Source organism: Desulfosarcina variabilis str. Montpellier (assembly GCF_048565275.1).
Classification (GTDB): Bacteria; Desulfobacterota; Desulfobacteria; order Desulfobacterales; family Desulfosarcinaceae; genus Desulfosarcina; species Desulfosarcina variabilis.
Genome location: NZ_CP159846.1, coordinates 1,987,605 through 2,010,512 on the forward strand (window position 1 = coordinate 1,987,605; position 22,908 = coordinate 2,010,512).

30 protein-coding genes are annotated in these 22,908 nt (G+C 48.8%); 7 read left to right on the plus strand and 23 right to left on the minus strand.

What is annotated here, in order from left to right; translation table 11 throughout:
- Positions 1-245: 245 nt before the first annotated feature.
- The 3 genes from tsaA to Dvar_RS08845 all read left to right on the plus strand — a co-directional run bounded on the left by tsaA (position 246) and on the right by Dvar_RS08845 (position 2,595).
- Positions 246-668, plus strand: a complete 423-nt coding sequence (gene tsaA, locus Dvar_RS08835; RefSeq protein WP_419661316.1) for a tRNA (N6-threonylcarbamoyladenosine(37)-N6)-methyltransferase TrmO — start codon at positions 246-248, stop codon at positions 666-668.
- A 105-nt stretch (positions 669-773) separates the two neighbouring features.
- Positions 774-1,184, plus strand: a complete 411-nt coding sequence (locus tag Dvar_RS08840) for a hypothetical protein (RefSeq protein ID WP_419661317.1) — start codon at positions 774-776, stop codon at positions 1,182-1,184.
- A gap of 34 nt (positions 1,185-1,218) precedes the next feature.
- Positions 1,219-2,595 (plus strand): dihydrolipoyl dehydrogenase family protein, encoded by a 1,377-nt coding sequence (locus Dvar_RS08845; RefSeq protein WP_419661318.1) that lies wholly within the window; start codon positions 1,219-1,221, stop codon positions 2,593-2,595.
- A gap of 221 nt (positions 2,596-2,816) precedes the next feature.
- Here Dvar_RS08845 and Dvar_RS08850 read toward each other — a convergent pair whose 3' ends face one another.
- The 4 genes from Dvar_RS08850 to Dvar_RS08865 all read right to left on the minus strand — a co-directional run bounded on the left by Dvar_RS08850 (position 2,817) and on the right by Dvar_RS08865 (position 6,586).
- Positions 2,817-4,046 (minus strand): ATP-binding protein, encoded by a 1,230-nt coding sequence (locus Dvar_RS08850; protein WP_419661319.1) that lies wholly within the window; start codon positions 4,044-4,046, stop codon positions 2,817-2,819.
- On the minus strand, positions 4,043-4,705 hold the full coding sequence (locus Dvar_RS08855; protein ID WP_419661320.1) for a response regulator: 663 nt from the start codon (positions 4,703-4,705) through the stop codon (positions 4,043-4,045). Before Dvar_RS08855 ends, Dvar_RS08850 begins: the two co-directional genes overlap by 4 nt.
- Before the next feature lie 208 nt (positions 4,706-4,913).
- Entirely contained in the window at positions 4,914-5,303 is a 390-nt protein-coding gene (locus Dvar_RS08860) for a response regulator transcription factor (protein WP_419661321.1), read from the minus strand.
- Between the two features lie 443 nt (positions 5,304-5,746).
- Positions 5,747-6,586, minus strand: coding sequence for an HAD-IIB family hydrolase (locus Dvar_RS08865; protein WP_419661322.1), 840 nt, complete (start codon positions 6,584-6,586; stop codon positions 5,747-5,749).
- A 126-nt stretch (positions 6,587-6,712) separates the two neighbouring features.
- Between Dvar_RS08865 and Dvar_RS08870 the strand changes: the two genes are divergently transcribed.
- On the plus strand, positions 6,713-7,144 hold the full coding sequence (locus Dvar_RS08870; RefSeq protein ID WP_419661323.1) for an FKBP-type peptidyl-prolyl cis-trans isomerase: 432 nt from the start codon (positions 6,713-6,715) through the stop codon (positions 7,142-7,144).
- Here Dvar_RS08870 and Dvar_RS08875 read toward each other — a convergent pair.
- Positions 7,122-8,537, minus strand: coding sequence for a CDP-archaeol synthase (locus Dvar_RS08875; protein ID WP_419661324.1), 1,416 nt, complete (start codon positions 8,535-8,537; stop codon positions 7,122-7,124). The genes Dvar_RS08870 and Dvar_RS08875 overlap by 23 nt on opposite strands.
- Positions 8,538-8,849: 312 nt before the next feature.
- On the opposite strand from Dvar_RS08875, the gene Dvar_RS08880 reads away from it, so the two are divergent.
- Positions 8,850-9,344 (plus strand): DUF3124 domain-containing protein, encoded by a 495-nt coding sequence (locus tag Dvar_RS08880; RefSeq protein WP_419661325.1) that lies wholly within the window; start codon positions 8,850-8,852, stop codon positions 9,342-9,344.
- A 47-nt stretch (positions 9,345-9,391) separates the two neighbouring features.
- Here the strand turns inward: Dvar_RS08880 and Dvar_RS08885 are convergent, their stop codons facing one another.
- The 5 genes from Dvar_RS08885 to Dvar_RS08905 all read right to left on the minus strand — a co-directional run bounded on the left by Dvar_RS08885 (position 9,392) and on the right by Dvar_RS08905 (position 11,731).
- Positions 9,392-10,147, minus strand: a complete 756-nt coding sequence (locus Dvar_RS08885; protein WP_419661326.1) for a substrate-binding periplasmic protein — start codon at positions 10,145-10,147, stop codon at positions 9,392-9,394.
- Between the two features lie 98 nt (positions 10,148-10,245).
- Positions 10,246-10,530 carry a hypothetical protein gene (locus tag Dvar_RS08890; protein WP_419661327.1) on the minus strand — a complete coding sequence of 95 codons (285 nt, stop codon included), beginning with the start codon at positions 10,528-10,530 and terminating at the stop codon, positions 10,246-10,248.
- Between the two features lie 23 nt (positions 10,531-10,553).
- Entirely contained in the window at positions 10,554-10,931 is a 378-nt protein-coding gene (locus tag Dvar_RS08895) for a DUF2784 domain-containing protein (protein WP_419661328.1), read from the minus strand.
- Between the two features lie 58 nt (positions 10,932-10,989).
- The gene (locus tag Dvar_RS08900; RefSeq protein ID WP_419661329.1) at positions 10,990-11,412 is read right to left on the minus strand and encodes a hypothetical protein; all 423 of its coding nucleotides are present in this window, start codon (positions 11,410-11,412) and stop codon (positions 10,990-10,992) included.
- Positions 11,369-11,731 carry a hypothetical protein gene (locus Dvar_RS08905; protein ID WP_419661330.1) on the minus strand — a complete coding sequence of 121 codons (363 nt, stop codon included), beginning with the start codon at positions 11,729-11,731 and terminating at the stop codon, positions 11,369-11,371. The genes Dvar_RS08900 and Dvar_RS08905 overlap by 44 nt, the downstream gene beginning before the upstream one ends.
- A 174-nt stretch (positions 11,732-11,905) precedes the next feature.
- Between Dvar_RS08905 and Dvar_RS08910 the strand changes: the two genes are divergently transcribed.
- Both Dvar_RS08910 and Dvar_RS08915 read left to right on the plus strand, forming a co-directional pair.
- Positions 11,906-12,091, plus strand: coding sequence for a hypothetical protein (locus Dvar_RS08910; RefSeq protein WP_419661331.1), 186 nt, complete (start codon positions 11,906-11,908; stop codon positions 12,089-12,091).
- Between the two features lie 247 nt (positions 12,092-12,338).
- Positions 12,339-12,881, plus strand: coding sequence for a MerR family transcriptional regulator (locus Dvar_RS08915; protein ID WP_419661332.1), 543 nt, complete (start codon positions 12,339-12,341; stop codon positions 12,879-12,881).
- A 13-nt stretch (positions 12,882-12,894) separates the two neighbouring features.
- Here the strand turns inward: Dvar_RS08915 and Dvar_RS08920 are convergent, their stop codons facing one another.
- The 13 genes from Dvar_RS08920 to Dvar_RS08980 all read right to left on the minus strand — a co-directional run bounded on the left by Dvar_RS08920 (position 12,895) and on the right by Dvar_RS08980 (position 22,697).
- The gene (locus tag Dvar_RS08920) at positions 12,895-13,572 is read right to left on the minus strand and encodes a GDSL-type esterase/lipase family protein (protein WP_419661333.1); all 678 of its coding nucleotides are present in this window, start codon (positions 13,570-13,572) and stop codon (positions 12,895-12,897) included.
- Between the two features lie 14 nt (positions 13,573-13,586).
- Entirely contained in the window at positions 13,587-14,153 is a 567-nt protein-coding gene (locus Dvar_RS08925) for a hypothetical protein (RefSeq protein ID WP_419661334.1), read from the minus strand.
- Between the two features lie 51 nt (positions 14,154-14,204).
- The gene (locus Dvar_RS08930) at positions 14,205-14,549 is read right to left on the minus strand and encodes a hypothetical protein (protein WP_419661335.1); all 345 of its coding nucleotides are present in this window, start codon (positions 14,547-14,549) and stop codon (positions 14,205-14,207) included.
- 37 nt (positions 14,550-14,586) lie between these two features.
- Positions 14,587-15,579: an alpha/beta hydrolase family protein gene (locus tag Dvar_RS08935; protein WP_419661336.1), complete on the minus strand. Its 993-nt coding sequence runs from the start codon at positions 15,577-15,579 to the stop codon at positions 14,587-14,589.
- Positions 15,580-15,618: 39 nt separating this feature from the next.
- A complete protein-coding gene (locus Dvar_RS08940; RefSeq protein WP_419661337.1) occupies positions 15,619-15,876 on the minus strand; it encodes a hypothetical protein in 258 nt (85 codons plus the stop codon).
- A 503-nt stretch (positions 15,877-16,379) separates the two neighbouring features.
- Entirely contained in the window at positions 16,380-16,814 is a 435-nt protein-coding gene (locus Dvar_RS08945) for an HAD family hydrolase (protein WP_419661338.1), read from the minus strand.
- Complete coding sequence (locus tag Dvar_RS08950; RefSeq protein WP_419661339.1) at positions 16,789-18,231, minus strand: BadF/BadG/BcrA/BcrD ATPase family protein; 1,443 nt, start codon at positions 18,229-18,231, stop codon at positions 16,789-16,791. Before Dvar_RS08950 ends, Dvar_RS08945 begins: the two co-directional genes overlap by 26 nt.
- 228 nt (positions 18,232-18,459) lie before the next feature.
- The gene (gene asnA, locus Dvar_RS08955; protein WP_419661340.1) at positions 18,460-19,590 is read right to left on the minus strand and encodes an aspartate--ammonia ligase; all 1,131 of its coding nucleotides are present in this window, start codon (positions 19,588-19,590) and stop codon (positions 18,460-18,462) included.
- A gap of 21 nt (positions 19,591-19,611) precedes the next feature.
- Complete coding sequence (locus Dvar_RS08960) at positions 19,612-20,025, minus strand: isochorismatase family protein (protein ID WP_419661341.1); 414 nt, start codon at positions 20,023-20,025, stop codon at positions 19,612-19,614.
- A 54-nt stretch (positions 20,026-20,079) separates the two neighbouring features.
- Positions 20,080-20,697, minus strand: a complete 618-nt coding sequence (locus Dvar_RS08965) for a DUF1287 domain-containing protein (protein WP_419661342.1) — start codon at positions 20,695-20,697, stop codon at positions 20,080-20,082.
- Positions 20,698-20,736: 39 nt separating this feature from the next.
- Entirely contained in the window at positions 20,737-21,369 is a 633-nt protein-coding gene (locus Dvar_RS08970; RefSeq protein ID WP_419661343.1) for an SAM-dependent methyltransferase, read from the minus strand.
- A 203-nt stretch (positions 21,370-21,572) separates the two neighbouring features.
- Entirely contained in the window at positions 21,573-21,782 is a 210-nt protein-coding gene (locus Dvar_RS08975) for a hypothetical protein (RefSeq protein ID WP_419661344.1), read from the minus strand.
- Between the two features lie 135 nt (positions 21,783-21,917).
- Positions 21,918-22,697, minus strand: a complete 780-nt coding sequence (locus Dvar_RS08980; RefSeq protein WP_419661345.1) for a hypothetical protein — start codon at positions 22,695-22,697, stop codon at positions 21,918-21,920.
- Positions 22,698-22,908: the final 211 nt, after the last annotated feature.

The window sequence follows — 22,908 nt, forward strand, 5'->3', positions numbered from 1 at the left end:
AGGCTTGAATCTCTTGCAGATGAAATCCTCCGACTCGTGCAAGATTCACTCATTAAACACAAGAACGGTTAAAGCGCAGGGAACGTTCCCCTGCTTTTTTTTTCGATTTCGATAGCGACTTGGGTAAGGGTGCAAATGCGGTTACCCGGGGTGCCCGTACGAAAACCTTGACTGGAAAAAAAATACATGAAAAAAATAGGGCACGTTTATTGATGGTATAATTATTTTTGGAAAGGTCATAAACGATGCCGGTCAACCTCGACCCCATTGGAACGGCACATACGGATGCGGCAACCATTCCCCGTCACTGGACGGTTTCAGATGTTGAGGGGACCCTGGTCATAGACCCCCGATATACCGACGGGCTTTCGGATATCAGTGCCGGACAGCAGATCGTGGTGCTTTTTCATTTCCACAAGAGTGCTCCTTTTTCCTCCCATCTGCTAAAGCAAACACCACCGCACAAGGGGCAGTCGCTGGGTGTGTTCAGCATCTGTTCACCCAGGCGACCCAATCCCATTGGAATGTCGGTTCTGACGGTGCTGGCCCGTCATGACAATGTACTCCACGTTCGGAGCATGGACATGATCGACGGCACACCGATTCTGGATATCAAACCGTTTATTTTCGATAAGCGTCACTTGCCGAGCCGAAAAAGCGACGAGTGACACTAACCCTGAATACAGTATTGCCCCCATGGAAAAGACGGCGGATAATGCGCTATACTCTGCTTTAAGCATAACGTGCGTATCCACCATAAAAAAGGGGAGCCAATGCTTGTTTATGAATTTTTCGCTTCTGTCCTGTTTGCGGTGATGGCCAGTACATTATCCGTATATCTGTTAAGGCGAAGCGGCTACAAGATAGCGTTTTTCTGGTTGTTCCTGCTGGTGTTATTGGCCACATGGGCCGGAGGGGTATGGATCAGTCCGGTGGGACCGGATGTCGGTGGATTGTTTTTGCTGCCCTTCATCATTGCCGGCCTGCTGGTGATCCTGTTTTTGCTCGCCTTTACCAGGTCATCCGGGCCCTATGGTCGTAAACAGACCATCGAACTGCTCGAAAAGGTGCAACGAGAAAAAGACTTTCGTCAGATCACCAATATATCACTGAATCTGTTTTTCTATTTTATTCTCATTCTTTTTGTGGTGGTGATTATCGTTCACTATGTGACCAGAAGATAGGGATCGGGATGCGGCACTAGCAAGGGAGGAAACCATGGCTAAGACGTACGATGTTTTGGTAATCGGAACGGGCACGGCCGGGCAGACGGCGGCCTATGCATTGAACGAAAAGGGCTTGACCGTGGCAATGGTGGAACATAGCGATCGTCCGGGAGGAACCTGCGCCTTAAGCGGTTGCCAGGCCAAAAAGTGGTTCTACGAGGGGGCTGAGACGGTTGCCCGCTCCCGGCACCTGGAAAAAATCGGCATCGTCTCTCCGGCGGTTGCCAGCTGGCCCCAGTTGCGCGATGCCAAGAACCGGTTCACCGACAACGTGCCGGGTGGCACCGTTGCCGGACTGAAAGAAGCCGGCATTGATTTGATAAAGGGACGGGGACGGTTCGTGGATCAACAGACCATTGCCGTTGACCAGCAAACGCTTTCCGCCCGGTTTATCATCCTGGCCACTGGCGCAACGCCCATGACGCTGCCTATCCATGGCATTGAGCATGCGATCGACAGCAGCGCCTTTCTGGAACTGGATGATCTGCCAAAACGGATCATTTTCATCGGCGGTGGGTTCATCTCCTTCGAATTCGCTCACTTTGCCGTGCGCCTGGGGCTGCCGGATACCCACTGCACCATCCTCGAGGCCGGTCCGCGTCCCCTTGGACCGTTTGATGCACAAATGGTTGGCCTTTTGTCGGACGCCTCTGCCGATGAAGGGATCGATATTCACTGTGAGGTTAGCATTACCGGTATCCAAAAGACAGACAAGGGATTTATGGTCAGCACCCAAAACGGTAATTCGTTTGAAGCGGATCTGGTGGTCCATGGCGCCGGCCGGGTGCCTGATATCGACGCCCTTGATCTGGACCGGGCCGGGATCGAGCATTCCGGCAGGGGAATCAACGTCGATCCGCATATGCTGACGACCAATTCAACGGTGTACGCCATCGGTGACTGCGCCGACACCATTCAGTTGGCCCGTGTGGCGGATGCCGAAGCACAGGTGGCAGCGAACAACATTCTCAGCCGGCAAAACAGCACGGATCAGGCCGCCGCCATGGATTATTCCGCGGTACCTGCTGTGCTGTTCACCTATCCCCAGTATGGTATGGTGGGGAAGACCGAACAGGCGCTCAAAGATGAAGGCGTGAAATACAGGAAAAGTGCCGCCAGCCGGCTAAGCTGGCCAACCTATCGCCGATTGGGGTTGCGTTCAGCAGCCTATAAGGTCCTTGTGGATTTGAAGGGCCAGGTGCTTGGCGCCCACATTATCTCGGACAATGCCACCGGATTGGTCAACACGTTTGCCCTGGCCATGAAAAACCGGATTGCTGTCAACGATTTGTACAATCAGAATGTCATGTCTCCTTATCCTTCAAGAGAGAGTGACATCATCTACATGCTCAGGCCGCTTTTGGCCTGACTTGTTAATGCCTAAGTGAAGCGTGAGGCTCGATTGGTAAATCTCCAGCAATTTTAATTTTGGAGGTGTTCAGCGGGAATATCATCGATCGATAGTAAAAAATGATGATCGATTACGATTACGCGTACGAGCACGAGCACGAAAAACGTCAATGTCCGTCGTACTCGTGCTTAAGCTATGCGGTGCTCGTAATCGCAAACGGTCTGCTTTCTCGGTTTGGGTTATCCATCATGCGGGGATTCGACAAGAATGGGCAGGGTCGCCCTGATTTTGGTTCCCGTGCCGATCTCGGATTCAATATGAAACGAACCGCCGAAAATCTCACAGCGCTCGCGCATGGCGATCAGGCCATATCCGCTTAAGGGATCTTTCAGGGAAAGCGTTTCCTCAACGTTGAATCCTCTGCCATTATCTTCAATAAAAAGAGAAATGGATCCTTTGTTGTCGGTGAACGCCATATGCAGGCGAACGACGCTTGCTTCACTGTGCTTTTGCGCGTTGGTCAGGCCTTCCTGGATGATGCGGTAGATGATGATTTTCATTTCTTCGGGAACATCTTCTTCGGTGATGGCCGTCGTATAATCAACGGTGATATCCTGGTACACGCGTTTAAGCTGACGTAAATACCAATTAATCGTGGCCATCAACCCCAAGTCATCCAGGGTGGTGGGCCGCAGGTTGGCCGAAATACGCTTGGTTTCCTTGATGGTGGACAGCAGGTAAGCGATCTCCTGTTCCAGTGAGTCGTCCAGTTGCCCCCCTTTTTGTGACCGTTTGATTTCCTTGTCTTCAAGGCTGAACTTAATGGCGGCCAGACTGGCTCCCAGGCTGTCGTGCAACTCCTTTGAAATCGATCGCCGATCGGCTTCCAGAATGGTCAGGGTCCGCAAGGATAACTTTTTCAGGCGCTCGCGGGACAGGGTCAGGGCTTCACTGATGCGCTTGCGTTCCTCAACTTCATTTTGCAGGGCGTGGATGGTGCGATTGAGTGCTTCGGTGCGCTTGCATACTTCGGCTTCAAGATGCTGCTGGTAAACAATTTTACCGGTAATATCCGAGGCGATGCTGATAATCATGCGCCGGCCGTCGACTGTTTTCCCCAACGGGGCATTGAAGATTTCCCAAACCAGTGAATTGCCATTTCTGGTTTTGACCGTTACCTGAACCGGCGTGAGCGTCTTTTCAAGCGCAAAATAGTCAGCGAAACGCTTGTTCATATCATTCGACGACGTTTCCTGGAGGTCAGCCCAGTCGTCAAGGGTGGGAATCATCTCCAGTGTATATCCGGTCGCCTCTTGAAAGGCGCGGTTGACCAGCAGCAGCCGGCCATCCTCACAGGCGATGGTGACCGGTACCGGTGCGTTGTATAGCGCCTGGAAATAAGGGGCTTCAAAACTGAAATCGAGGATTTCGAGATCCTCGATCTGGCTGTTTTCAATCACGGGAGTCATGTTTTCGGCTCAACCAGTCCTTTTTCAATGGCAAACGTTGTCAACTGGGCTACATTGTGCAAGTCGAGCTTGCTGATCAGGTTGGCGCGATGTTTTTCCACTGTTTTTGCACTGATATGCAGAAAATCACCGATTTCCTTGTTGGTATACCCTTCGGCGAGCAGTTTCAGAACCTCGCGTTCACGTTGGGTGACCGTATCCCAGTTACTTTCTTTTTTCAGGGTCTTTTTTCCACTGATATACCCCTGAATCACCTGATCGGAGATGTCCGGACTGATATAGGGTTTGCCCTGCAGTACACAGTCCACGGCGTTCATCAGTTCCGCGCGACTGGCGTCCTTGATGCAATACCCATCGGTTCCGGCTTCGAATGCTTCCAGCACGAATTGATCCGATTCATGAATGGTCAGTGCCAGGATTCGGGTATCGGGCAGCTCCCGCTTGACTTCCTTCATTACCGAGATTCCGCCCATTTTGGGCATCGACAGGTCCAAGAGCACCAGCTCCGGCTTTATGTTGCGGATCAGCCGGATCGCCTCCAGCCCGTCTTCAGCCTCGCCGACAATGTCGATATCACCGCGGCTGTCAAGCATGGACTTCAAGCCTTCACGAAACAGCCGATGATCTTCGACAATAAATACACGATGTTTTTTTCCCAAGGATCTGTTTCTCCACGCATTAAATTAGATGATCGGCTAACAAAAACGCCAACAGTGAGGGAAAGTCTTACGCCAACACTATATTCATGCTTTAGGGAAATGGCAAATCAAGGTGGGGGGATGATCAGGGTAATCGCATGTAAATTTTCGGGTTGCCCTTCTTCCCCAAATTATAGCCTCCATGAATGTCAAATGGTGGTATTCTATTTCAAGCACTGTGTTGACGGCGGATCGTTTCGTGGATGACGTCTATCAATCGCAGGCCGCTCGATCGCTCTTTGGAGAGGAAAAAATCAGCGCCCTGCGCCAAGGAAGCGTCTTCATGTTCCTCGGAATCATGGCTGGTTAAGATGACAATCCTGGCTTTTGGCGCGATGCGCCTGATGGAGGCAATAAACGGGATCCCATCGTTTTGTGGAAGGGCGATATCCATGAACACGACATCCGGCGTTTTTCTGGCCATCATCGATTCGGCCTGATCGCTGCTTTCGGCTTCTAAGACTTCAACGAACGTTTCGTTGGTCTCGATCACCTCTTTCAGGGTGCGTCGAAAGATTGCCGAAGGATCAACGAGAAGTATTTTCTGTCGGTTGAACATGGTTGCTCCGCATGGTGTTCGTTTCTCCATCTGTTGCTTACCTTATCCTAAAACCAGCCATTTTTGATCATGCGGTTTCATGGTGCTGCCTAATTTACAAACTAATCGTTCGAGTCCTTATTTGACAATGGGGTGCAGACAGTAATTTGGAGTTGCTGTCAGGGTGCAGGTAAAAAATAATTACACCAGATTGTGCCGGATTTGCGCCTCGTCTACAAGGCGCATCCGCCGGTGCATATTTGGAATCTGTGCCGGTGGATGGAACGCCGTAGACGGGCACAAGGACAAGCAAGGTGGAGTAATTATTTTTTACCTGCGCCCTCAGGGAAGATGATCATGGCGCACCATGATTTTATCGGAAGAATGACTATTATTGTGCAAAATACGGTCTGTGGGGCGGTAAACCACAGCCTTTATCCGATACTCACAATAAACGGTTAGAATCAGAACCAGGATGCGGTTTCCTGAAAAAAGTGGGCCATCCCTTCCAGTACGCCGGCAGCGTAGTTGCCGTTCATACCCTTAAAATCACCTTTGGCGAGATAGAGACGTTCCGATTGCCCCTTTTGGGCGAGCTGTGCGGCAGCGGTTTGGCGAACATCATCGGCGGCATTGGCCACCAGGATGGCCTGCATGCCGCTGGTCAACACGTCCAGATCATTGCCGCTGTCTCCGGAAAATACGACCCGGTTCTCATCCAATTCCTGCTGCTTTATGAGAAATTGGATTGCCAGCAGTTTATTGGCGCGGGGCGGGAGAATGTCGATCAATAGCAGATTCTCGGCCGTATCGACGCTGCAGATGATATTGGCCGGGATCCCTTTTTGGTCGAGCACGCCGGCGACCTCTTCCCGAAGGCGGCCCATGTCGAGGGAGATGTCGGCAAAATAGCTGATTTTGAATCGATTTTGTTTTTCCGGCGGCTGAAGATAAAATTTCTCAGGCTTAACATCGGCCAGCAGGCGGGTAATGTCGTCATGCGCATATCCCTTCCACTGCCTGCCGATTTCCGTTTCCCAGGCGGGATTCGGTTTCCATATGCCCTCGTGGATATGATATAGGGTCGCCCCCACATCACAGATCGCCGCCACTGGGGTCGGTAAAGCGTACTGGTCAATCGCCGTTTTGACCAGCCGCCGGTCCCGACCGGTGACATAGACCAGGTTGACATCTGGATGAGACGCCAGCCGGGTAAAGCGTTGTCGGGCTTGCGGTGATTCCTCAGCCTCACCATTGGGAATCACGGTTCGATCCATATCACTGCACAGAAGTATTGTTTTCATAAATCCTAAACTTTACACATTTTGCCATGGTATTGTAAATACTGTCTACACCCCATTGTCGATTCGCCATTATCTTTATAGGGTTAGACCGATTGACGTTTACTCATAACCGCAAAAGGAGCATAGATGCGAAAAGCCCAGAAAGGTGATATTGTACGTTTCCATTTTACCGGTTGCCTTGAAAACGGAAATAGATTCGCTACCACGGTCGGAGAAGATCCCATGGAATTGACCATTGGTGAGGGAAAGCTGATTCGTTGTTTTGAGACAAGTCTTGTCGGAATGACAGAAGGCGAGCAGCGCACGGTTCATATCCCACCGGAAGATGCCATGGGGGCAAGGCAGCCCGAGCTGGTTTCCGAGCTTCCGCTGCACATGATCCCAGAGCAGGACGAAGACCTTAAGGTTGGCAGCAGCATACAGATCAAGGACGAAAAGGGACGGGAAGTCAAGGCGACCGTGACGCATCTTTCGGATCAGGCGGTTACCATTGACTCCAATCATCCATTGGCAGGTGAAACGTTGGTCTTTGATATTAATTTGATTGAATTTGTGTAGCGTTGACCTTTTTCAGCTGAATCAAGGCCACTTCACCAGAAACGCCAAATCGTACGGGAACGCCCGATACACCCGCACCGGCACTGGTGTAGCCCTGCATGCGGCCGAATTGCCAATGGTTCTGGCAGAACTTGCGCGGAGCACGGCAATGGGTAAACAGGGGACCGATTTTGGGAAGTTGGATCTGACCGGCGTGGGTGTGGCCACATAAATACAGTCTTGCACCATAGGATGCGGCTTGGTCGTAGACTTCCGGAGAATGGGCAAGCAGGATGCTGAACACGCGTGAGGGGACCTCGGCAAAGGCTTCTGCGAAATCGTGCGCTTCGTAATAGTGGGGGTCGTCAATGCCCACCAGCCACAGGTGGTCCTTGCCGCGTGTCAGGGCCACCGCTTCATTGATCAGAAACCGCATGCCTCTTTTTTCCAGCAAATGGACCATTTCGATACAGTCGTGATTGCCCAGAACAGCATAAACACCGTCTCGGGCGTCGATGGTGCGAAGCAATCGGCGCAACCGGAGCAGCACTTTGTTATACGGGCCGGACAGCTCGGTACGATAATCACCGCCGAACAGACACAAATCAACATGCAAGGGGGCCACCAGGGCATGGATTCGCTCATACAGGCCGGCCAGCCCGTCCAGATGCAGATCGGTGAGCAGCAAGATGGTGTAGCCATCAAACGCGGTGGGTAAATCCTCGAATTCCAGAGTTACCTGATTCAACCTGATGTTCAGGGCGTTTCGCCGGCCCCGTTCATACAGTCCCAATACGTGAAAGGCGCCCCGCATGATAAGATGATAATAAATGGCGCGTTCAAAATTGAAAAAACGATGCAAGGGGTGGTAAGCGGTATCGCAGGCCCGCCATTCGCGCAATCGTTGGCGCGGGCGAAGTTTGCGTTTATACCGTTTGATGGCATGGGTCACAAATATCCACTTGAAAAAAAACGACCCTGCGTAAGCGCCCAGACAAAACAGCAATACGAGTGCAACCGAGTTGACCAGACCCAGATTTGCATGGGGGACCAACAGAAAAAACGGAAAAGCGCCTTCGGGCAGTTGATCCAGTCCGGCGACAACCGTGCCGCTGGCTTTGCCAAGACGGCGCTTAATCAGGCTGGACGTCAGATCGCCGATCATGCTCAGGGCTCCGCAACCCAGACCAATGACCACCGGAAATCCTAACACCCATCCGATCAACCCGCCTGCCAATATCCCGGCCACCACCCCGCGAATGGTTTTATGGGGGCCAAATAGCGGCTGACCGTCTTTCATGCGGTGTCCCAGATCGACCGGCGTCTGGCACCGCTCTTTAAGCAGGATGGATAATGAGGGCGGCGCGAAGTTGATCGACCACAACAAAGCAAGTATTTTAACGGTAAGCCACATGAAAAGGCCTTTTTCCTTTTGTCTTGCCGCAACGTAACGGTTGGCAGACGCGAAGGATTTTTAAATACGTTTCAGTCTGTTGCATAAAAAAGGTGTTGTCTATCCACAACGCCCGACTGGTGCATTGCATTGAAACCCGATAAGATTTTTTACCATGAATCAAAGGCAAAGGGGAAGGGCAGGCACATCGATGCATTAAAAATACGGTAATTGGCAATTCATTTTTGATTTGCCTGTAAGATGTTGATACAAACAGAAGAGGGCGCTTGCCCGAACATTGGCTTAATTTCTTGACAATGGAGGATACCGAAGATGGTCAACAATCGCTTTGGGAAGGTTATCGTCACCCTGTTGGCTGCGGTGACGATACTCATGAGTTGTATGATTCAACCGGTTGTGGCAAAAATGCGGCTTTACAGAGGGCAGACCCTCTATGTGCCGATCTATTCGCATATTTACAGCGGCAATCGTGAACAGCCGGTTTATCTGGCGGCAACGCTTAGCCTTCGCAACACGGACCGCGAGCATTCGATTACCATCACGGCTGTGGACTATTATGACTCCCAAGGCAAGTTACTGACCCATTACCTGGAAAAACCGCTGGTACTGGGGGCCATGGCGACCCAGCGCTATGTCGTGCCTGAATCGGATAAAAGCGGTGGCTCCGGCGCCAAATTCATCGTGGTCTGGCAGTCGGACCAACCGGTTACCGAGCCTCTCATCGAATCGGTGATGATCAGTACCAAGACCCAGCAGGGGATCTCCTTTACCTCAAGGGGAAGGGTGCTGGACGAGATTTTGCCTTAGGCTGCCAGACTTTCCCCCAATCTTTTTTATGCTACATTGGGGTTTCTTCAATAGTCGATGCCGTACTTGGCATAGATTTCTATTATTCGTCCGGAAGCAATCAGTTGTCTCATTCCCTCTGAGAATATGGCCGCATATTGGGTTGACTGCGGCAGCGCCGGAGAAAATGCGATATAGAGTTTGGTGTCACCGGGTGCGCATCCGGCTTTCCTGATCCCCGACAGCTGAAGTTGGAACATGGTATATTGCAGCACATAAGGATCTGCCGGATACGCGTGTATTCTTTCTGCTTTCAGTTTCAATACGTTCTGCACCATCGCATTTTTACCATGGGCGATTTGTATTTTCCCCGTATCTTTTTGTTTTTCGATATAGTTGTCAAGCGCATCAAAGTAATGATAGCCGGCCACGATACCAAGGCTGACATCCATCAAAGACCCCAGGCCATCATAGATCCATTGACTTTTTTCATGGGTGTAGAAACAGGTTCTTCTCAAAACCACGTGCACTTCCGGAAAGATGAAATCCAGGGCATCATTTTTCGCCGCGCAGACGATTGCCGAATAATTCCCCTTTCTTGTCAGGGAAACGGCTCTTTTCCAGGGCATGTCACTAAATTGGACCTGATACCCGGCCTCTTCAAAGATCATTTTGGTGATGTCGATAGAAATACCGTGCTTATCCGGTCCATTGCCACAGATATAGGGCCGCCAGCAATCTGAAGCAAGGGTAATGGTTTCCGAAAACGCATACCCAGGTATGAGAACACAAGCGCACAGGACGATGACGATTGCTTTTTTCATCACCATCTTCTGCAACGCATCCCCACGTGCACGCTCATCCCGCTGCGGCCGTGCCGGCCTGGTATCAGGTTATCGCCTTTGCATGGAATAATTTTCGATCAGCCTTTTTTTTTAGGGGCAACCGTTTCGCATGCCATTGTATTCTCTTCTATCAGCCAGGCATACGCCATCCCTGGTCCGATGCATTTCCAGCCTTCCCGTTTCAGCTGGGTGCCAGTTTCTTTAAAATCGATACCCTCGATTTTTTCCACCACATGAACGGTGTTATCACTATCCAGCCAGAATGAAACGGCAATTCCGGCCTTGTGAAGAAGGACGCAGCGACCCGCGCTGTCTTGAAAGAGTCTTTGATGACTTGGTGAGATGTCTATGGTGTTTTTCATCGGTGCCATATTCCTTTCAGCATCTAACGGGGCTTCTTGGTTTTGGGCGCGCGCCAGTAGATCCACGCATAGATTGCAGCGTTTACGGTAAGAATAATGACGCCCAAGATGATCTGAAAACGCCGGTTGAGCGGCGTCGGAAAAAATAACGGCGTCAGATATTGCTCGATAAACCCCATTTTTTCAACAGCGACACCGGCGTTAAGGCGCAACCAGTGTTCAAGGGGATTCAGTGGATCTAATCCGCCCGTAAGCATCACCGCCATAGACCAAAGGGCGATTGGAACGTGAAAGCCGATCAAGCATCGCCATTTGAGTGCGCCAAATGCACCAAAGAGTGCAAAGATGACAAAGCCAACATGGACGACCAGGACCATATCTGCCAACGTGCGATAAAACACTTACCGTATCCCCATCCATCTTTCTATCTTTAAATCAATAAGGCGTTGCCCACGGCCGTTAATAATATTTTTTGGTTATTTTCTCAATCAACTGTTCGTTTTTTATCTTTTCGTAAGCCGTTTTCAATTTGGCAATCACGTCTTCAGGCGTTTGAAGATTGGCGACCAGCCAGGCAGTGCCATCACCCCGGACTTGAAGTGCCACGATAATATTGTCCAGAGAGTACCCTAACTGTCTAAATTCTGTCAGTACACTTGGCTCTCGGGCAAGGAACAGGTCAATCCGGCCTGCCAATAATTTTTTGTAGTTCAGGTCGTTGGTGGAGACGGGATCCAAGTCTTCAAATCCGGCTGCCTTCAGGAATGTATGTAAATTGTTACCATCTATGACTCCAATCAAGTAATGTTTGGCGTCTTCAAGCGTATTAATCGTGATGTCAGAGCGGGACTTGAGCCGTATCAACACCGATTTGACCGGCAAGGTGACCAATCCATTTGTACAAATGTTCCCGCTTAGGGTTTCGAAATAGGGCAAAACCCAATGTGTTCGGTTCTTTTGAGACCAACGTCATCATGCGTCTTAATGGATAGAGCGTGATGGGGCCGGCTTTAATATCGGCTTGTTCCAGCAACGTGGTGACCACACTGATGGCAATCCCTGTCGGTTCGCCATTCGCATCTGAAAAGACAAAGGGCTGAAACGAATTCATGGCAACGACTGTGATCTCTTTGGCCGCCGCGCTCACGTTCAAACCGACTATACACAAAAGGATTGTTCCACATTGTAGTAAAGTTTTCATGTAACTCCTTGAAACGAAAAGGTTAAATCGTACTTCATCATTAAAGGAAAATTTGCCTTTTATTGCAATGTTGATTTATTTTTTATGTTGACCCGATTATTGGTTCACAGTTTATAGAAGGTGTTGCCATGGCCATGGTGCAACCCAAAATCTTAATTATAAAGGAAGATGACCATGTCAAAAAACGTCAGCAAAAATGAGTGGGTCGATATGTTTCGAGAAATCGGATTGACCGAAGAAAATATGATGAATTGGCATTGCGTTTTCGAAAAGCGCCATCCGGAAGCGCACGAGGCCTTCTTGCAGTGGCTGGGAATCCCGGCCGACGAGATTACCGATATCAGGCGTCGGAGCAGGTAGGCCCTCGTTAAACAAAAGATGATGGTTCCGTGAGAAGTTGACATTTCCAACTTGGCGTCATTCCGGCGTAGGCCGGAATCCAGTGTCCTCAATATGTTCTGGATGCCGGATCAAGTCCGGCCTGACGAGTCTGGCAATTTTTACGAGTTTATCAAAAGATCGCCAGGCAAAAGTCATTTTTTCATAACTGCAATGATCACTTTACAACCGGTGGCCGCGTGTCGGCCACCGGTAACAACAGCTAATCATGCCGACTTATACAATTTCGCAACTGGCCCGTGAATTTGGGTTGTCCCGCAGTGCCCTGCTTTATTACGACCGTATTGGCCTGTTGAAGGCATCCCGCAGATCGGCCGCCGGTTACCGCATCTATACGCAAACCGATCACGCGCGGCTGGCGCAAATCTGCTTGTTCCGCGATGCCGGCCTTTCGCTGGCGGATGTGCAGGCGTTGTTGGCCAGTGACAACGCTCCCGGTGTCAAAATTCTTGAACGGCGTTTACAGGAGATCGGTGAGCAGATTCTGGGGTTGAAAAATCAGCAGCGCATCATTACCGCAATGCTGAAAAAGATGACCACAGAACGTTTTGAGCCGGTAGTGGACAAGAAAATGTGGGTGGGGATGCTGGAGGCCGCCGGAATGGACGAGGCTGCCATGGTCCGGTGGCATGCTCAATTCGAGCAGCTGGCACCTAAGGCCCACTACAACTTTTTGCGTCAGCTTGGTATCTCAGCGCATGAGGCAAAGCGAATTCAGGCTTGGGCCAAAGACAAGGCTGGCGGCGCGTGATGATTGGCATCGATTAGTTATTGCGGCGGTCCAGAATATACGGATCGAGTAATTCTTTCCATTTAAGATAGCCAGCTCCCAACAGGTGAAGGGAATCATTTGAATATTCCTTTTTTATAGCGCCGTTTTTATCAAGGAATGCTGGATACAAATCAATATAGGTGCAGCCATAGTGTTTGCTTAAAAGCAACAGATCATGATTGATTTTCTCGATGTGTTTTTGAAAACTGGCTTTTCTGGGGAGCAGACTTTGCACAAAAACCTTGGTGTTTGGGGATTGTTTCTGTATTGACTGAAGAATCTCGCGGTAATTTGAGATGATCTTTTCCGGGCTGATGCCAAATTTCAAATCATTGGTTCCAATCATAATAAAGATCATCTTGGGATGTCCCTTTGTAATTTGATCGAGTCTGGCAAGAACATGTTCAGTCCTGTCTGCCGACACCCCGCGATTGAATATTTTCAGTTCCGGAAATATTTCAGACCATCTGCCTTCATCCGTCAAGCTGTTTCCGAGAAAAACAACGGCATCCGATGAAACAGGCAACTCGCTAAATTGGGACAAACGGCGCTCATAAAACAATCCAAAAGGATGATCGATGGAAGATTTAGGTAGAGAAGAACAAGACGCTGTCCCAAACATGCTGAATAAAAGAATCGCAAGAGATAACAGATAAATGCTTTTTTTCATATGAGGACTCCATATTACTCAATACGAATAGACCTTTCGATTTCAAGCAAAGCCGCTAACTTCTGATACGGTCCTTCTAATGGATGAGCGAATCCGATTGTGTAGGCCAATTGGTGCGCGAAGATGATGTAGCTTTTGTTAACACATTTAAGTTCTTTTAAATTTCCATCATTCTGCTTTCTAAATAGGCTAAATATACACCTAATCCGTATTCCTGAATGACCGGAAAGAATCGCGTTTTCATTTATTTCCTCGATCTTAGCTTGCTGATCCATTTGATGGACATGTGAAACCATAGCATCAATCAGATCTTTTCGATTTTCCTGACTTGGCTCTGTTATCGGTCTGCAACAAGCTTGGACTGTTGGGAAAACGTAATCCTCACTTTGGTGATCGTAATGGCAATATACAAAAGGAACATTCGCATTCTCCATTAATTTTTTAATGTCATCTTCTTCAAATTCGTATCTTTGACGCGTCTTTAATGCCCATGCCCACTGGCTTGGTAAAAAAATCCAATCAGAAGGTTTGGTTATGCTAAATCCTAACGCTCTACTGTTAAATGTATTTTCGTCTTTCAATTTTTTCACCCAACTTGTTATTTTCGATTCTTTTTAGATGATCATGTAAGATTATTCACTCTGCCAAACGCTATAAAAAGTGTCTCTGCATTTCAAAATGTTCTCTTTGCCTATGACCTCAAGCGTAAACGGACCCCAATAGTCGTTCTGTTTACAAACGCTGAGTAACTCCTGGTAATCAATATTTCCCATACCTATATGAAGGATATAATCGATCTGTTCATGACGTTTTTTCTTCGCCAACGTTTCGATCTGGCTGGATGTAAAATCACAATTTTGTTTCCAGTCGAGCGATATCTCTATACCTTGAAATCCTTCGCGAATGGCAAGATCAACATCTTCTATAATATCAGGGGTAGTCAGTTGAGAAACGAAAAAGAGCCTTGGTGCATTCATATATAGTATGCCTCCTGTGCTAACGAACTGATTTCTTTCAAAGCCTACGGTTGAAATAATCCACCAGTTCTTTTGCAATCTGCTTATGAATCGCCACCCGATCCACACCAGGCTTGTCCTCGAACAACGCTTGCATCTTAGGTGTGGGGGAGCCGGATGGCGGCGCCAAAAAGACGTAATGGTCTCCGGGGACTGTCATTTGTTCGGGAGAAACCGGCAAGCCTGCAATAACCATATCTGCATTCCATGCATTTCGGACCCGATGGTCATCGGCAGCACGGTAGACACGCAGCGGCACAGTAATACCGGAAAGGCTGGCTGCATCATATAAAATGGCTGCCGGAGCCATGACGACCGCCGCCTTAATCCGGGTTTCGTGCGGCATCTTCCAGCCGGGACGCGTGATAAGTGGGCGTGACGAGAATAGCGATGCTAGCAGCATCGGGCAGAATTCGCTGTCGTCCGGATGCGTTTTGCAATGCGCTTCCCATAAATCAAAGTTTGGCTTGGCGCCAATTGACGCCAGCGTAGTGTAACCACCGGCCGAAAAGCCGATCATCCCTATACGTCCAGCATCGATAGCGGTCGCAAAGCGATGATCGGCAAGAACAGCGTCAAGCGCCTTTTTCACCTGCCATAGCCGCCCGATTAATTGGATGTCACTGCCGCGTCCTTCGGGTTGATCAAAGCTGTCGCCGAGATGGCGTGGCGCAACGACAATGAAGCCGTGCCGTGCTAAAAACTCAGCCCAGTCATGATGCCCGAATTCGCTGCCGCCGCTACCATGTGAGAACAGCAATACCGGGAACGGCCCCGCTGCCATCGGCGCGTTGGGGGTCGCTTCGATCCGGTAGTGGCCGGCTTTCCACGGTTTTTCGGTTGCATGCGTGGGGTACCAGACAGCCATGGGGAAGGGTTGTTCGTATGAAACCGTCATGCGGAGAAAACCTGCATGAAAAGAGGCATTCTGCGCCTGTGCAGGAACATTGCATACAACGATCAGGAAAACGATAAAAAGAATACGGTGCATCTGCGCCGCTCCTCCCCACTGTGCTATCTGTGAAATAATTTATCTGCCGTCAATTTGTAGCCCCATTACCATAATGCTTGGATTTTCTTCGAACGACAACGATGAATAAAACATTGAAGACGCGCTTTCTCGATGAGTGATCAGGTAAATTCGAGACACTTGTTTTTCTTTCAGCCTTTCAAATGCATCTTTGATATCCCAGTCTTCATTCCACGGCGATTCTTTAAAGGCAGATACAAATAGCTCGGAACAATGAACCAAATCCTCATGATCAATATCAGAAAATACTATTTCCATTACTCTTCTATACAAATAACGCACTATTGAGCGCTGAGATTAGCAGGCTTAATCAAAATTGGGCTGCCGAATACTTGAACTTGGTCGTTTACAATGACGACACTTTCATCATCATTTTTGCTTCTCCTTGCGTGGTGTCTACGGTGTTACACCCACCGGCACATATCCTGATATGCACCGGCGGATGTGCCTTGCCTGATTTTATTAAGATTGGCGAACACAAATCCGGCGCCATCTGGAGGAATTATTTCTTGCCTGCACCCTTATTGACATACATAGAGCGATAACAGATTAAAAATACTGTTTTGGGGTCGAGTATGGGATTCCCATTTGGTGAAAGATCCCAATTCTGCCGAAAAGCAATTAAAATTTATGGATCAGGATCATTTAAAAAAGTACCGTCATCTGGGGCAGACCAACCATAGTTGAAAAAGCGTTTCCTGTAAAGTTTTCTTGCTTGTGCATGGGGCAGGTTCGGAAATTGCTCAAGTGGGAAAGGAAAATTAGCGCCAGCAAACGATCGCCCACTGGCGTTGACGAGCCAATCTATAAAGCACCCGGTCAGGATTTACCGCACAGGGGCGACCTACCTGCTCAAGCATTGCCGCGTCCTGAACGGAATCGCCGTAGGCAAAACTGCGCTCAAGATCGATATTCTCTTTACGGGCAAGTCGTTGCAACAGTTGGCCTTTGCGGACGCCGTAGTATACGGAACCAAGCACACGGCCCATGTATTGGTCCCGAATGATCTCCAATCGGGTGGTAAATCTGGACGCGATTTGCACATACTCGCCGATAGGGTCGGCAAGATAATCCAGAGTGGAAGAGACGATGAAAAGACGCCTGCCGGCGCTCCGATGCCTGGTAATTTCGCGGATCGCGTCCCGGTGGAGACTGGGAATCTGGCGCTGCCTACCAAAGATGTAAAGTCGGTTCAATCATGGTCGTGGCAGTATCCGCGGCTATCTGGCACTCAACCGGCGACGGCCCGGACGCAAGCCGGCGGCCGTAATTTTTTAGATAGTGATCAATGGTTTCGATCCGGATCTTCAAGGATCCGTCCGGCTTGTTTTGATCCATGTCGTGGAATGCAAAATAGGGTGTTTTTGAGCAGCGGCAGATCTGTTCAACAACGTGAAGCGCAGCCGCATCCGGACCGCATCGAAAGCTCAGAAAATCCGCGACGGCCAGATGCGGAATACGGGCGGCAACCTTGCTCCGGTCATGGCCGACTTGCCGGCCAATATCATGAAGCACGCTTTTGGCGCTGTCCATGGGCTCTCCCTGGGCCAGCCGATAGGCGCGTGCCACCGCCGTGCCATCTTTGTCGATGGCGATCGCTTTGGTCGACGTGGATCCAGCATCCAGACCAATACAAATCTCCAACGGATGGGCAGGGCGCGTATGGATCACAGGATAGGGCGTTTTCAGCAGACATGGCGAATCACTTTTTATTGAGAAACACCGATGTTGCTTTGGGCCAGGCAGCACCTTTTGCCCGGCTGCGGTTGCACAGCGCCTGATGAAATGGTCGCGGTCGTCAAGTTCGGCCAGCAATGACGGGGTGGAGTTGTCCAGCCGGCTTCGCCCCGCCAGTATGGCTCCCCGGGCGGCCAAAAACACGGCATCATCCGGAACGATCACACGCGGTTCAGCCTGATGGCTGCTTATACCCTCCTGTTTCCAGCGTCTGTTCAATTGATACGCCCATGCCTGACAAAGGCAAGGGCAATGGGCATGGGGGCCGCCAAGCAGCACCACCGGCGGCTGGATTGGTTTGCCCCGTGTTAATGTACTCAGGTTTTGCCGCACGATGGCATCACAGATGGAAACCAGGCAGGCATCGGCCGGAATGCCCTTTTTGATTAAGCTGTTAATATCCGTTTCCGCGAAGATACCGCACTTGGATGAAACCGGATGGACCTGTTCGGGAGAATAGCAAATGCGTTTGAGTGCACGTTGGTCAAGGCCAAGTTTATGCACAATCCTGTCCAGGGTGGCGCCGCTACCACCGGCGCACTTCTTGTTCATATTGGTGAACCGTCGTCGGTGCGCTGTACCCGGATCGGTTTGCCAGACGATCAGTATGGCGTCCTGGCCGCCCAGATCGATAGCGGTCCGAGCTTGCGGGACTTCGTTTTCAACGGCCGCGGCCACTGCACTGACTTCCTGAGCATAGGATGCATTTAAAATTGGTGACAGGGCAACGCTGCCAGAGCCGGTCATCATCGCCTGAACCCGTCCAAAGATATTGAAATGCCCATGCAATTCGGTGAGTAAATCAAACACCGTTGCCGCCTGCCGGCCCTGGTGATAACGGTATTGCCGGTACAAGAATTTGGATGCATGTCTCATCTTCGAGTGGCAAGGCGATGGCGCGGATATTGGCTTTGCGCATGAAAGCGACAATCAGCTCACCCTGGGAACGGGACGGTGCGGGGAAAAGATAGGTCCGTTGAGAAATTGTGCCTGTTATAGTAAAAAATGATGATCGATTACGAGCACGAGCACGAAAAAACGCCAATGACTGTCGGTCGTGCTCGTGCTCAGCGAAGCGGTGCTCGTAATCGGAAAGCACGATTTCTACTCGAGTAAATGTATATTTTTCTTTTTGCAGATATCCTTAAGCTCCTTTGGCCATACGGAAATAGTCACCTCCCCCAGATGCGCTGTGCGCAAGAGGTACATAAATGTCCGAGCCTGTCCTATACCGCCTCCGATGCTGAGCGGAATGCGGTCATTGACAATCGCCTGGTGGTATGGGAGCTCAAGAAAATCCTCCTGGTTTGACATCTTGAGCTGGATTTTAAGGGTATCCTTGGTAACCCTAATGCCCATCGACGTCAGCTCGTGGCGTCGTTTGGTCACAGGGTTCCACACCAGGATGTCTCCGTTTAACCCGTGATATTGTTCACCCTTTTTAACAATTGTTTCCGTGGCCCAATCATCGTAATCTGCGGCGCGCATCTCATGCGGGTAGCCGTCTTTCAAGGGCCAGCCAATGCCGATAATGAAGACTGCCGGTGCGTGATCAAGAAGAATTCGGGTTTCCCGTTCTTTGCGGGGCAGATCCGGGTAGCGCTCAAGGATCTCTTCGGCATGAATAAACGTGAGCTTTTCTGGAAAGTCTGGATACTTGGACGTTTTGAGCTGGGGATACATTTGTTGCGCCATGATACCTGCGTCCCGGATGACCTCCCATATTCGCGTAACAATATCCTTGAGAAAGTCGATTGTACGTTCTTCCCGGGTAATGACCCGTTCCCAATCCCACTGATCCACGTACGCGCTATGGTCGTGGTCAAGGAAATAATCCTTGCGCACCGCTCTCATGTCGGTGCAGATGCCCTCGCCAGCCTTGCAGTGAAACTGATCGAGAGCCATCCGTTTCCACTTTGTGGCGGCCTGTACCACCTGGGCTTGGATGGGGGGATCGAGCCCCAGGCCACAGGGAAAATCAACCGGTGTTCGTGAGCCGTCACGGTCCAGGTAATCGTTCACACCACTGTCTTTATCGACAATCAGAGGGACCTGAACCATGTTCAGGTTGAGCTGCTTGCACAGGTTGGTTTCAATGTAGTTCTTGATCGCAAAAACAGCTTTCATTCTTTCCATTGGGGTAAGAATGGCTTGGTAATTATCTGGCAGCTCATTGATCAGTTTGCCGTAATCACCGATCCCCGGGCCTGCCAAGTCTGCTTTCTTATCGTTCATGGTGTTTCTCCTTGTTATCGATCAGTTGGCTGAAATAGTGTTGTAGCCTTTCTCTTTGAGTATACTATCGAGCTTGGTCTTTTTAAAGGCACTGGGGAAATTTTTAACGATTTTTAGATCATCGTCCGTTACCATGATCGACGATGGGAATTCAAAAGCCTCTGAATCGATTTTCGGTCCCCATTGAGGATGCGTGTGATATATGCGAATGATTGGAAGTCCTTTTTGCCGGAATAGCCAGATGCATCCGTTAATCATTCGAAATGCAATGGGCTTCTCCTTTTCAGACATAAATTGCAGGTGTTCATTTTGAACGTCAATCACCAGCAAAACAGGGCTCATCCGTTCATTTTTCTGATTGTGGGATTGTGGGCTTTCTGCCATTGCCGTCTGTGCGATAAAAACCATCAAAAATAGCCAGACAAGCTTTTTCATTATTCCTCCTTAATCCGACCGCAATGCCTGTGGCAAAGAAAAATTATGTGTTTGTCAATTGTCGTGAGATCCAATCGAATCTTGTTCAAGCCCCTTGATTCTATAGTGTCCGGTTAATGTATACTGAAATAAAAGATCTTCCTCTTGCATACCGTTGCCAATGTTATGAATGACGAGGGGAATACCTTTTCTGTTCAGCCTGTCGCTTACGATCATTATATGGGGCAGGTTCGGTGGAACAATGCAGGTGACGATATCGCCGGGTTTGAAATCCGCGGGCGGGTTGGAGAGTGGTAATGCCCACCCCTTTCTTTTAAAAAATGTCTGAAGATTGGGTACACGGCGGTGGTCAATATTCTTGTCCGGCTGCCTCAGCCCCCATATCTGAGGATATTTAGTGAAATTTTCTTTCATATCCTGGTGCACCGCTTTTTGTAAATCGTAATTGTAGGCGTCTCTCAATGCACGTATGATCACATCTGTGCAAACCCCTCTTTCGATGCCGACATCTCCATTGGGGTAGCCGATTACCTGATAGCTTGGATCATAGAAACGCGTTTTTCCGATCTGGCTTCTCGCAGCTTTCACGAAATCCGTTAATTGGATGGATTCAGCGGTGTTCAAGAATGCCGATAATAAGGCGATTGCGATGATGAGTATGCATTTTTTCATAGCAATATGGGCGCTTGTGTAATTCCCGAAACGTCTGCACTATGCTTTCTGGGCTTTAAACAAATAAAATGCAGGTATAAGCTGTTCACATTTAATCTCATCGAATCCTGCATCTATGAGTTTATCGCACACATTGTCCGGATGAGGCAATGGACCACAACCATCTGTCATCGACGCCCAAAGATTCATCAGTTGAATAGATGATTCATTTGCCGGGCATAGCGTGGTCAATATCAATTGGCCGCCTGTATTTAAAAAACCGCCGAGATGGCGAAGCAAATCGCTCCGCTCATATTTTGGAAAATAGTAAATAAGATTAAAAAATGTTTCAATATCAAACTGCTTGTCACTTCGGTAGCGCCGTATGTCGGTATTCTCGATTTTGACGCGATCTTGTATCTGCCAAATGGTTGTATTTTTTCTGGCAAAATCGGCGACCTTCTCTTGCAGTTCCAGGCCTGTTACCGTAAGGTTTGGGTTCCGATCACAAGCACGCTTGATGTAGATACCAGACCCACAACCCACTTCCAATAAATGGCAGGTTCCGTTTGAAGGAATTATTTTATCAACGACATCAATTATAATCGGCTCAACCGTTCTGGAGGATCGGGCAAATAACTCACCATATGAATGGTCGAGCCAGGCTTTTAGACCTTCCGGATCGAAATCCATGCCTAATTTGCTTTGGATATCTTCAAAACCGACCGGACCTTCTTTTAAAACATCATATACTCCTTAAGAAATTGCAGTTGAAATAAAACCAGCACGGTAAAACACATTCAGTGTCTTATTCATCCTAAAAATCAGTGAAATTGGATTTTTCACGATGAATTTTATTAAAGTACTAATGGCCATCCTGTTCTCCGAATTTACTTTCAAAAATTTCCAATATTTGATTCTATGGCATCTACAGCCGCAGACAGACAAATATCCTTTCTATCAATTTTATCAATCCGGCAAAGGAAATAGCGGTTCAAAAGATCAATTCGTTTCTCGATCGTTTCGCAATCGTATTGCAGCGCAGCTGGATCGTTAAAATCATTGTCGGTTTCCGATTTTGACTTGTTTTCTAATTTCTCAAGCATTTCCAATAACGGCTAATCGCTCAACTTATAGTGTTTAAGATAATGTTTTTGGCAAGGCCAGAGGGAGGAAGTTGTATAATCAATACCGCTTTCGACCGATAACGCAGCCCAAAAACATTATCTTGAATGCTATAGTTACACTTTTTCCTTTGCGTCACCAATCCTTTTGCAGGAAATAAATGGATGAAAAGCGATCTCAATTCCTTCGTGTATGCCCTCAATTGAGAATTCTTCAGGTTCCTTCAAAACCAAGGCAATGCGTCTATCACTCACAGACCCCTTTTCTATTACTTTTTGGACGAAATCGATTCCCCCAACGCTGTTAAAGATCAACTCACCATCACTGGACACGACAATCAGTCTTACCGACATCGTTTGCACGGGCGAAAATGTCCTGCCGCGACTGGTATTGATTTTAACCCTTCTTTTAACCCCTTCCCAAGTTCCGCTGGTGTATGGCTTTTGAAGGTCCAGAGGGGAGATAAAGAGAATGGGGATGACGATTGCCGAAAATTCGCTGTCCTTTTTTAAATCGGCAATCGTATAGTTTACGCAGCTTGACAAAAGCTTGGGGTCCATTTTGCCGGTTTCCTGATTAAAGAACCCACCGACTTTAGACATATTGGAGTTAAACGTGCTTTCACATTTCTCGGACGGCAGGACATTGAATCCATTCTTTTTCATGTAGGACTCGATCTCAGCCTGCACCACGCCATATACCTCTCGGAAATTGCTGTCTTTGCTAACCCTTGTGGACAGTGGCTCAATCGGTGCGACATATACAGATTTGTTTTGAGAAAATTTTTCATATGCCTTGTCATTGAGCCGATAGCTTGGATAATCAACATTGTTCAATGTGGTGCAACCTGTTGTAAATAAAAAGAAAGCTATCAGTATTGGCGTGACAATTTTCAAAATGTTGCTCCTTTCTTATTCAGGATAAGGATGCAGGCAAAAAACAATCCTGTGCCATTGGCAGCACCCCAAACCCTTTTGACAATTAGAAAGGAACTCAAGGAGAAGGTCCGGAACCACAACAGACGCAAGTGAAAATTAGCGCAGCTTCAATTTCTTGAAAATTCAAGGGCAAAAGAGTGCTTGACGTGAATTGCAAAAAATAAATCGA

Coding starts and splice junctions, on each gene's coding strand:
- tsaA (WP_419661316.1), top strand. CDS start 246: ATGCCGGTCAACCTCGACCCCATTGGAACGGCACATACGGATGCGGCA.
- Dvar_RS08840 (WP_419661317.1), top strand. CDS start 774: ATGCTTGTTTATGAATTTTTCGCTTCTGTCCTGTTTGCGGTGATGGCC.
- Dvar_RS08845 (WP_419661318.1), top strand. CDS start 1,219: ATGGCTAAGACGTACGATGTTTTGGTAATCGGAACGGGCACGGCCGGG.
- Dvar_RS08850 (WP_419661319.1), bottom strand. CDS start 4,046: ATGACTCCCGTGATTGAAAACAGCCAGATCGAGGATCTCGAAATCCTC.
- Dvar_RS08860 (WP_419661321.1), bottom strand. CDS start 5,303: ATGTTCAACCGACAGAAAATACTTCTCGTTGATCCTTCGGCAATCTTT.
- Dvar_RS08865 (WP_419661322.1), bottom strand. CDS start 6,586: ATGAAAACAATACTTCTGTGCAGTGATATGGATCGAACCGTGATTCCC.
- Dvar_RS08870 (WP_419661323.1), top strand. CDS start 6,713: ATGCGAAAAGCCCAGAAAGGTGATATTGTACGTTTCCATTTTACCGGT.
- Dvar_RS08875 (WP_419661324.1), bottom strand. CDS start 8,537: ATGTGGCTTACCGTTAAAATACTTGCTTTGTTGTGGTCGATCAACTTC.
- Dvar_RS08880 (WP_419661325.1), top strand. CDS start 8,850: ATGGTCAACAATCGCTTTGGGAAGGTTATCGTCACCCTGTTGGCTGCG.
- Dvar_RS08885 (WP_419661326.1), bottom strand. CDS start 10,147: ATGAAAAAAGCAATCGTCATCGTCCTGTGCGCTTGTGTTCTCATACCT.
- Dvar_RS08890 (WP_419661327.1), bottom strand. CDS start 10,530: ATGAAAAACACCATAGACATCTCACCAAGTCATCAAAGACTCTTTCAA.
- Dvar_RS08905 (WP_419661330.1), bottom strand. CDS start 11,731: ATGAAAACTTTACTACAATGTGGAACAATCCTTTTGTGTATAGTCGGT.
- Dvar_RS08910 (WP_419661331.1), top strand. CDS start 11,906: ATGTCAAAAAACGTCAGCAAAAATGAGTGGGTCGATATGTTTCGAGAA.
- Dvar_RS08915 (WP_419661332.1), top strand. CDS start 12,339: ATGCCGACTTATACAATTTCGCAACTGGCCCGTGAATTTGGGTTGTCC.
- Dvar_RS08920 (WP_419661333.1), bottom strand. CDS start 13,572: ATGAAAAAAAGCATTTATCTGTTATCTCTTGCGATTCTTTTATTCAGC.
- Dvar_RS08930 (WP_419661335.1), bottom strand. CDS start 14,549: ATGAATGCACCAAGGCTCTTTTTCGTTTCTCAACTGACTACCCCTGAT.
- Dvar_RS08935 (WP_419661336.1), bottom strand. CDS start 15,579: ATGCACCGTATTCTTTTTATCGTTTTCCTGATCGTTGTATGCAATGTT.
- Dvar_RS08940 (WP_419661337.1), bottom strand. CDS start 15,876: ATGGAAATAGTATTTTCTGATATTGATCATGAGGATTTGGTTCATTGT.
- Dvar_RS08950 (WP_419661339.1), bottom strand. CDS start 18,231: ATGAGACATGCATCCAAATTCTTGTACCGGCAATACCGTTATCACCAG.
- asnA (WP_419661340.1), bottom strand. CDS start 19,590: ATGAACGATAAGAAAGCAGACTTGGCAGGCCCGGGGATCGGTGATTAC.
- Dvar_RS08960 (WP_419661341.1), bottom strand. CDS start 20,025: ATGAAAAAGCTTGTCTGGCTATTTTTGATGGTTTTTATCGCACAGACG.
- Dvar_RS08965 (WP_419661342.1), bottom strand. CDS start 20,697: ATGAAAAAATGCATACTCATCATCGCAATCGCCTTATTATCGGCATTC.
- Dvar_RS08970 (WP_419661343.1), bottom strand. CDS start 21,369: ATGGATTTCGATCCGGAAGGTCTAAAAGCCTGGCTCGACCATTCATAT.
- Dvar_RS08975 (WP_419661344.1), bottom strand. CDS start 21,782: ATGCTTGAGAAATTAGAAAACAAGTCAAAATCGGAAACCGACAATGAT.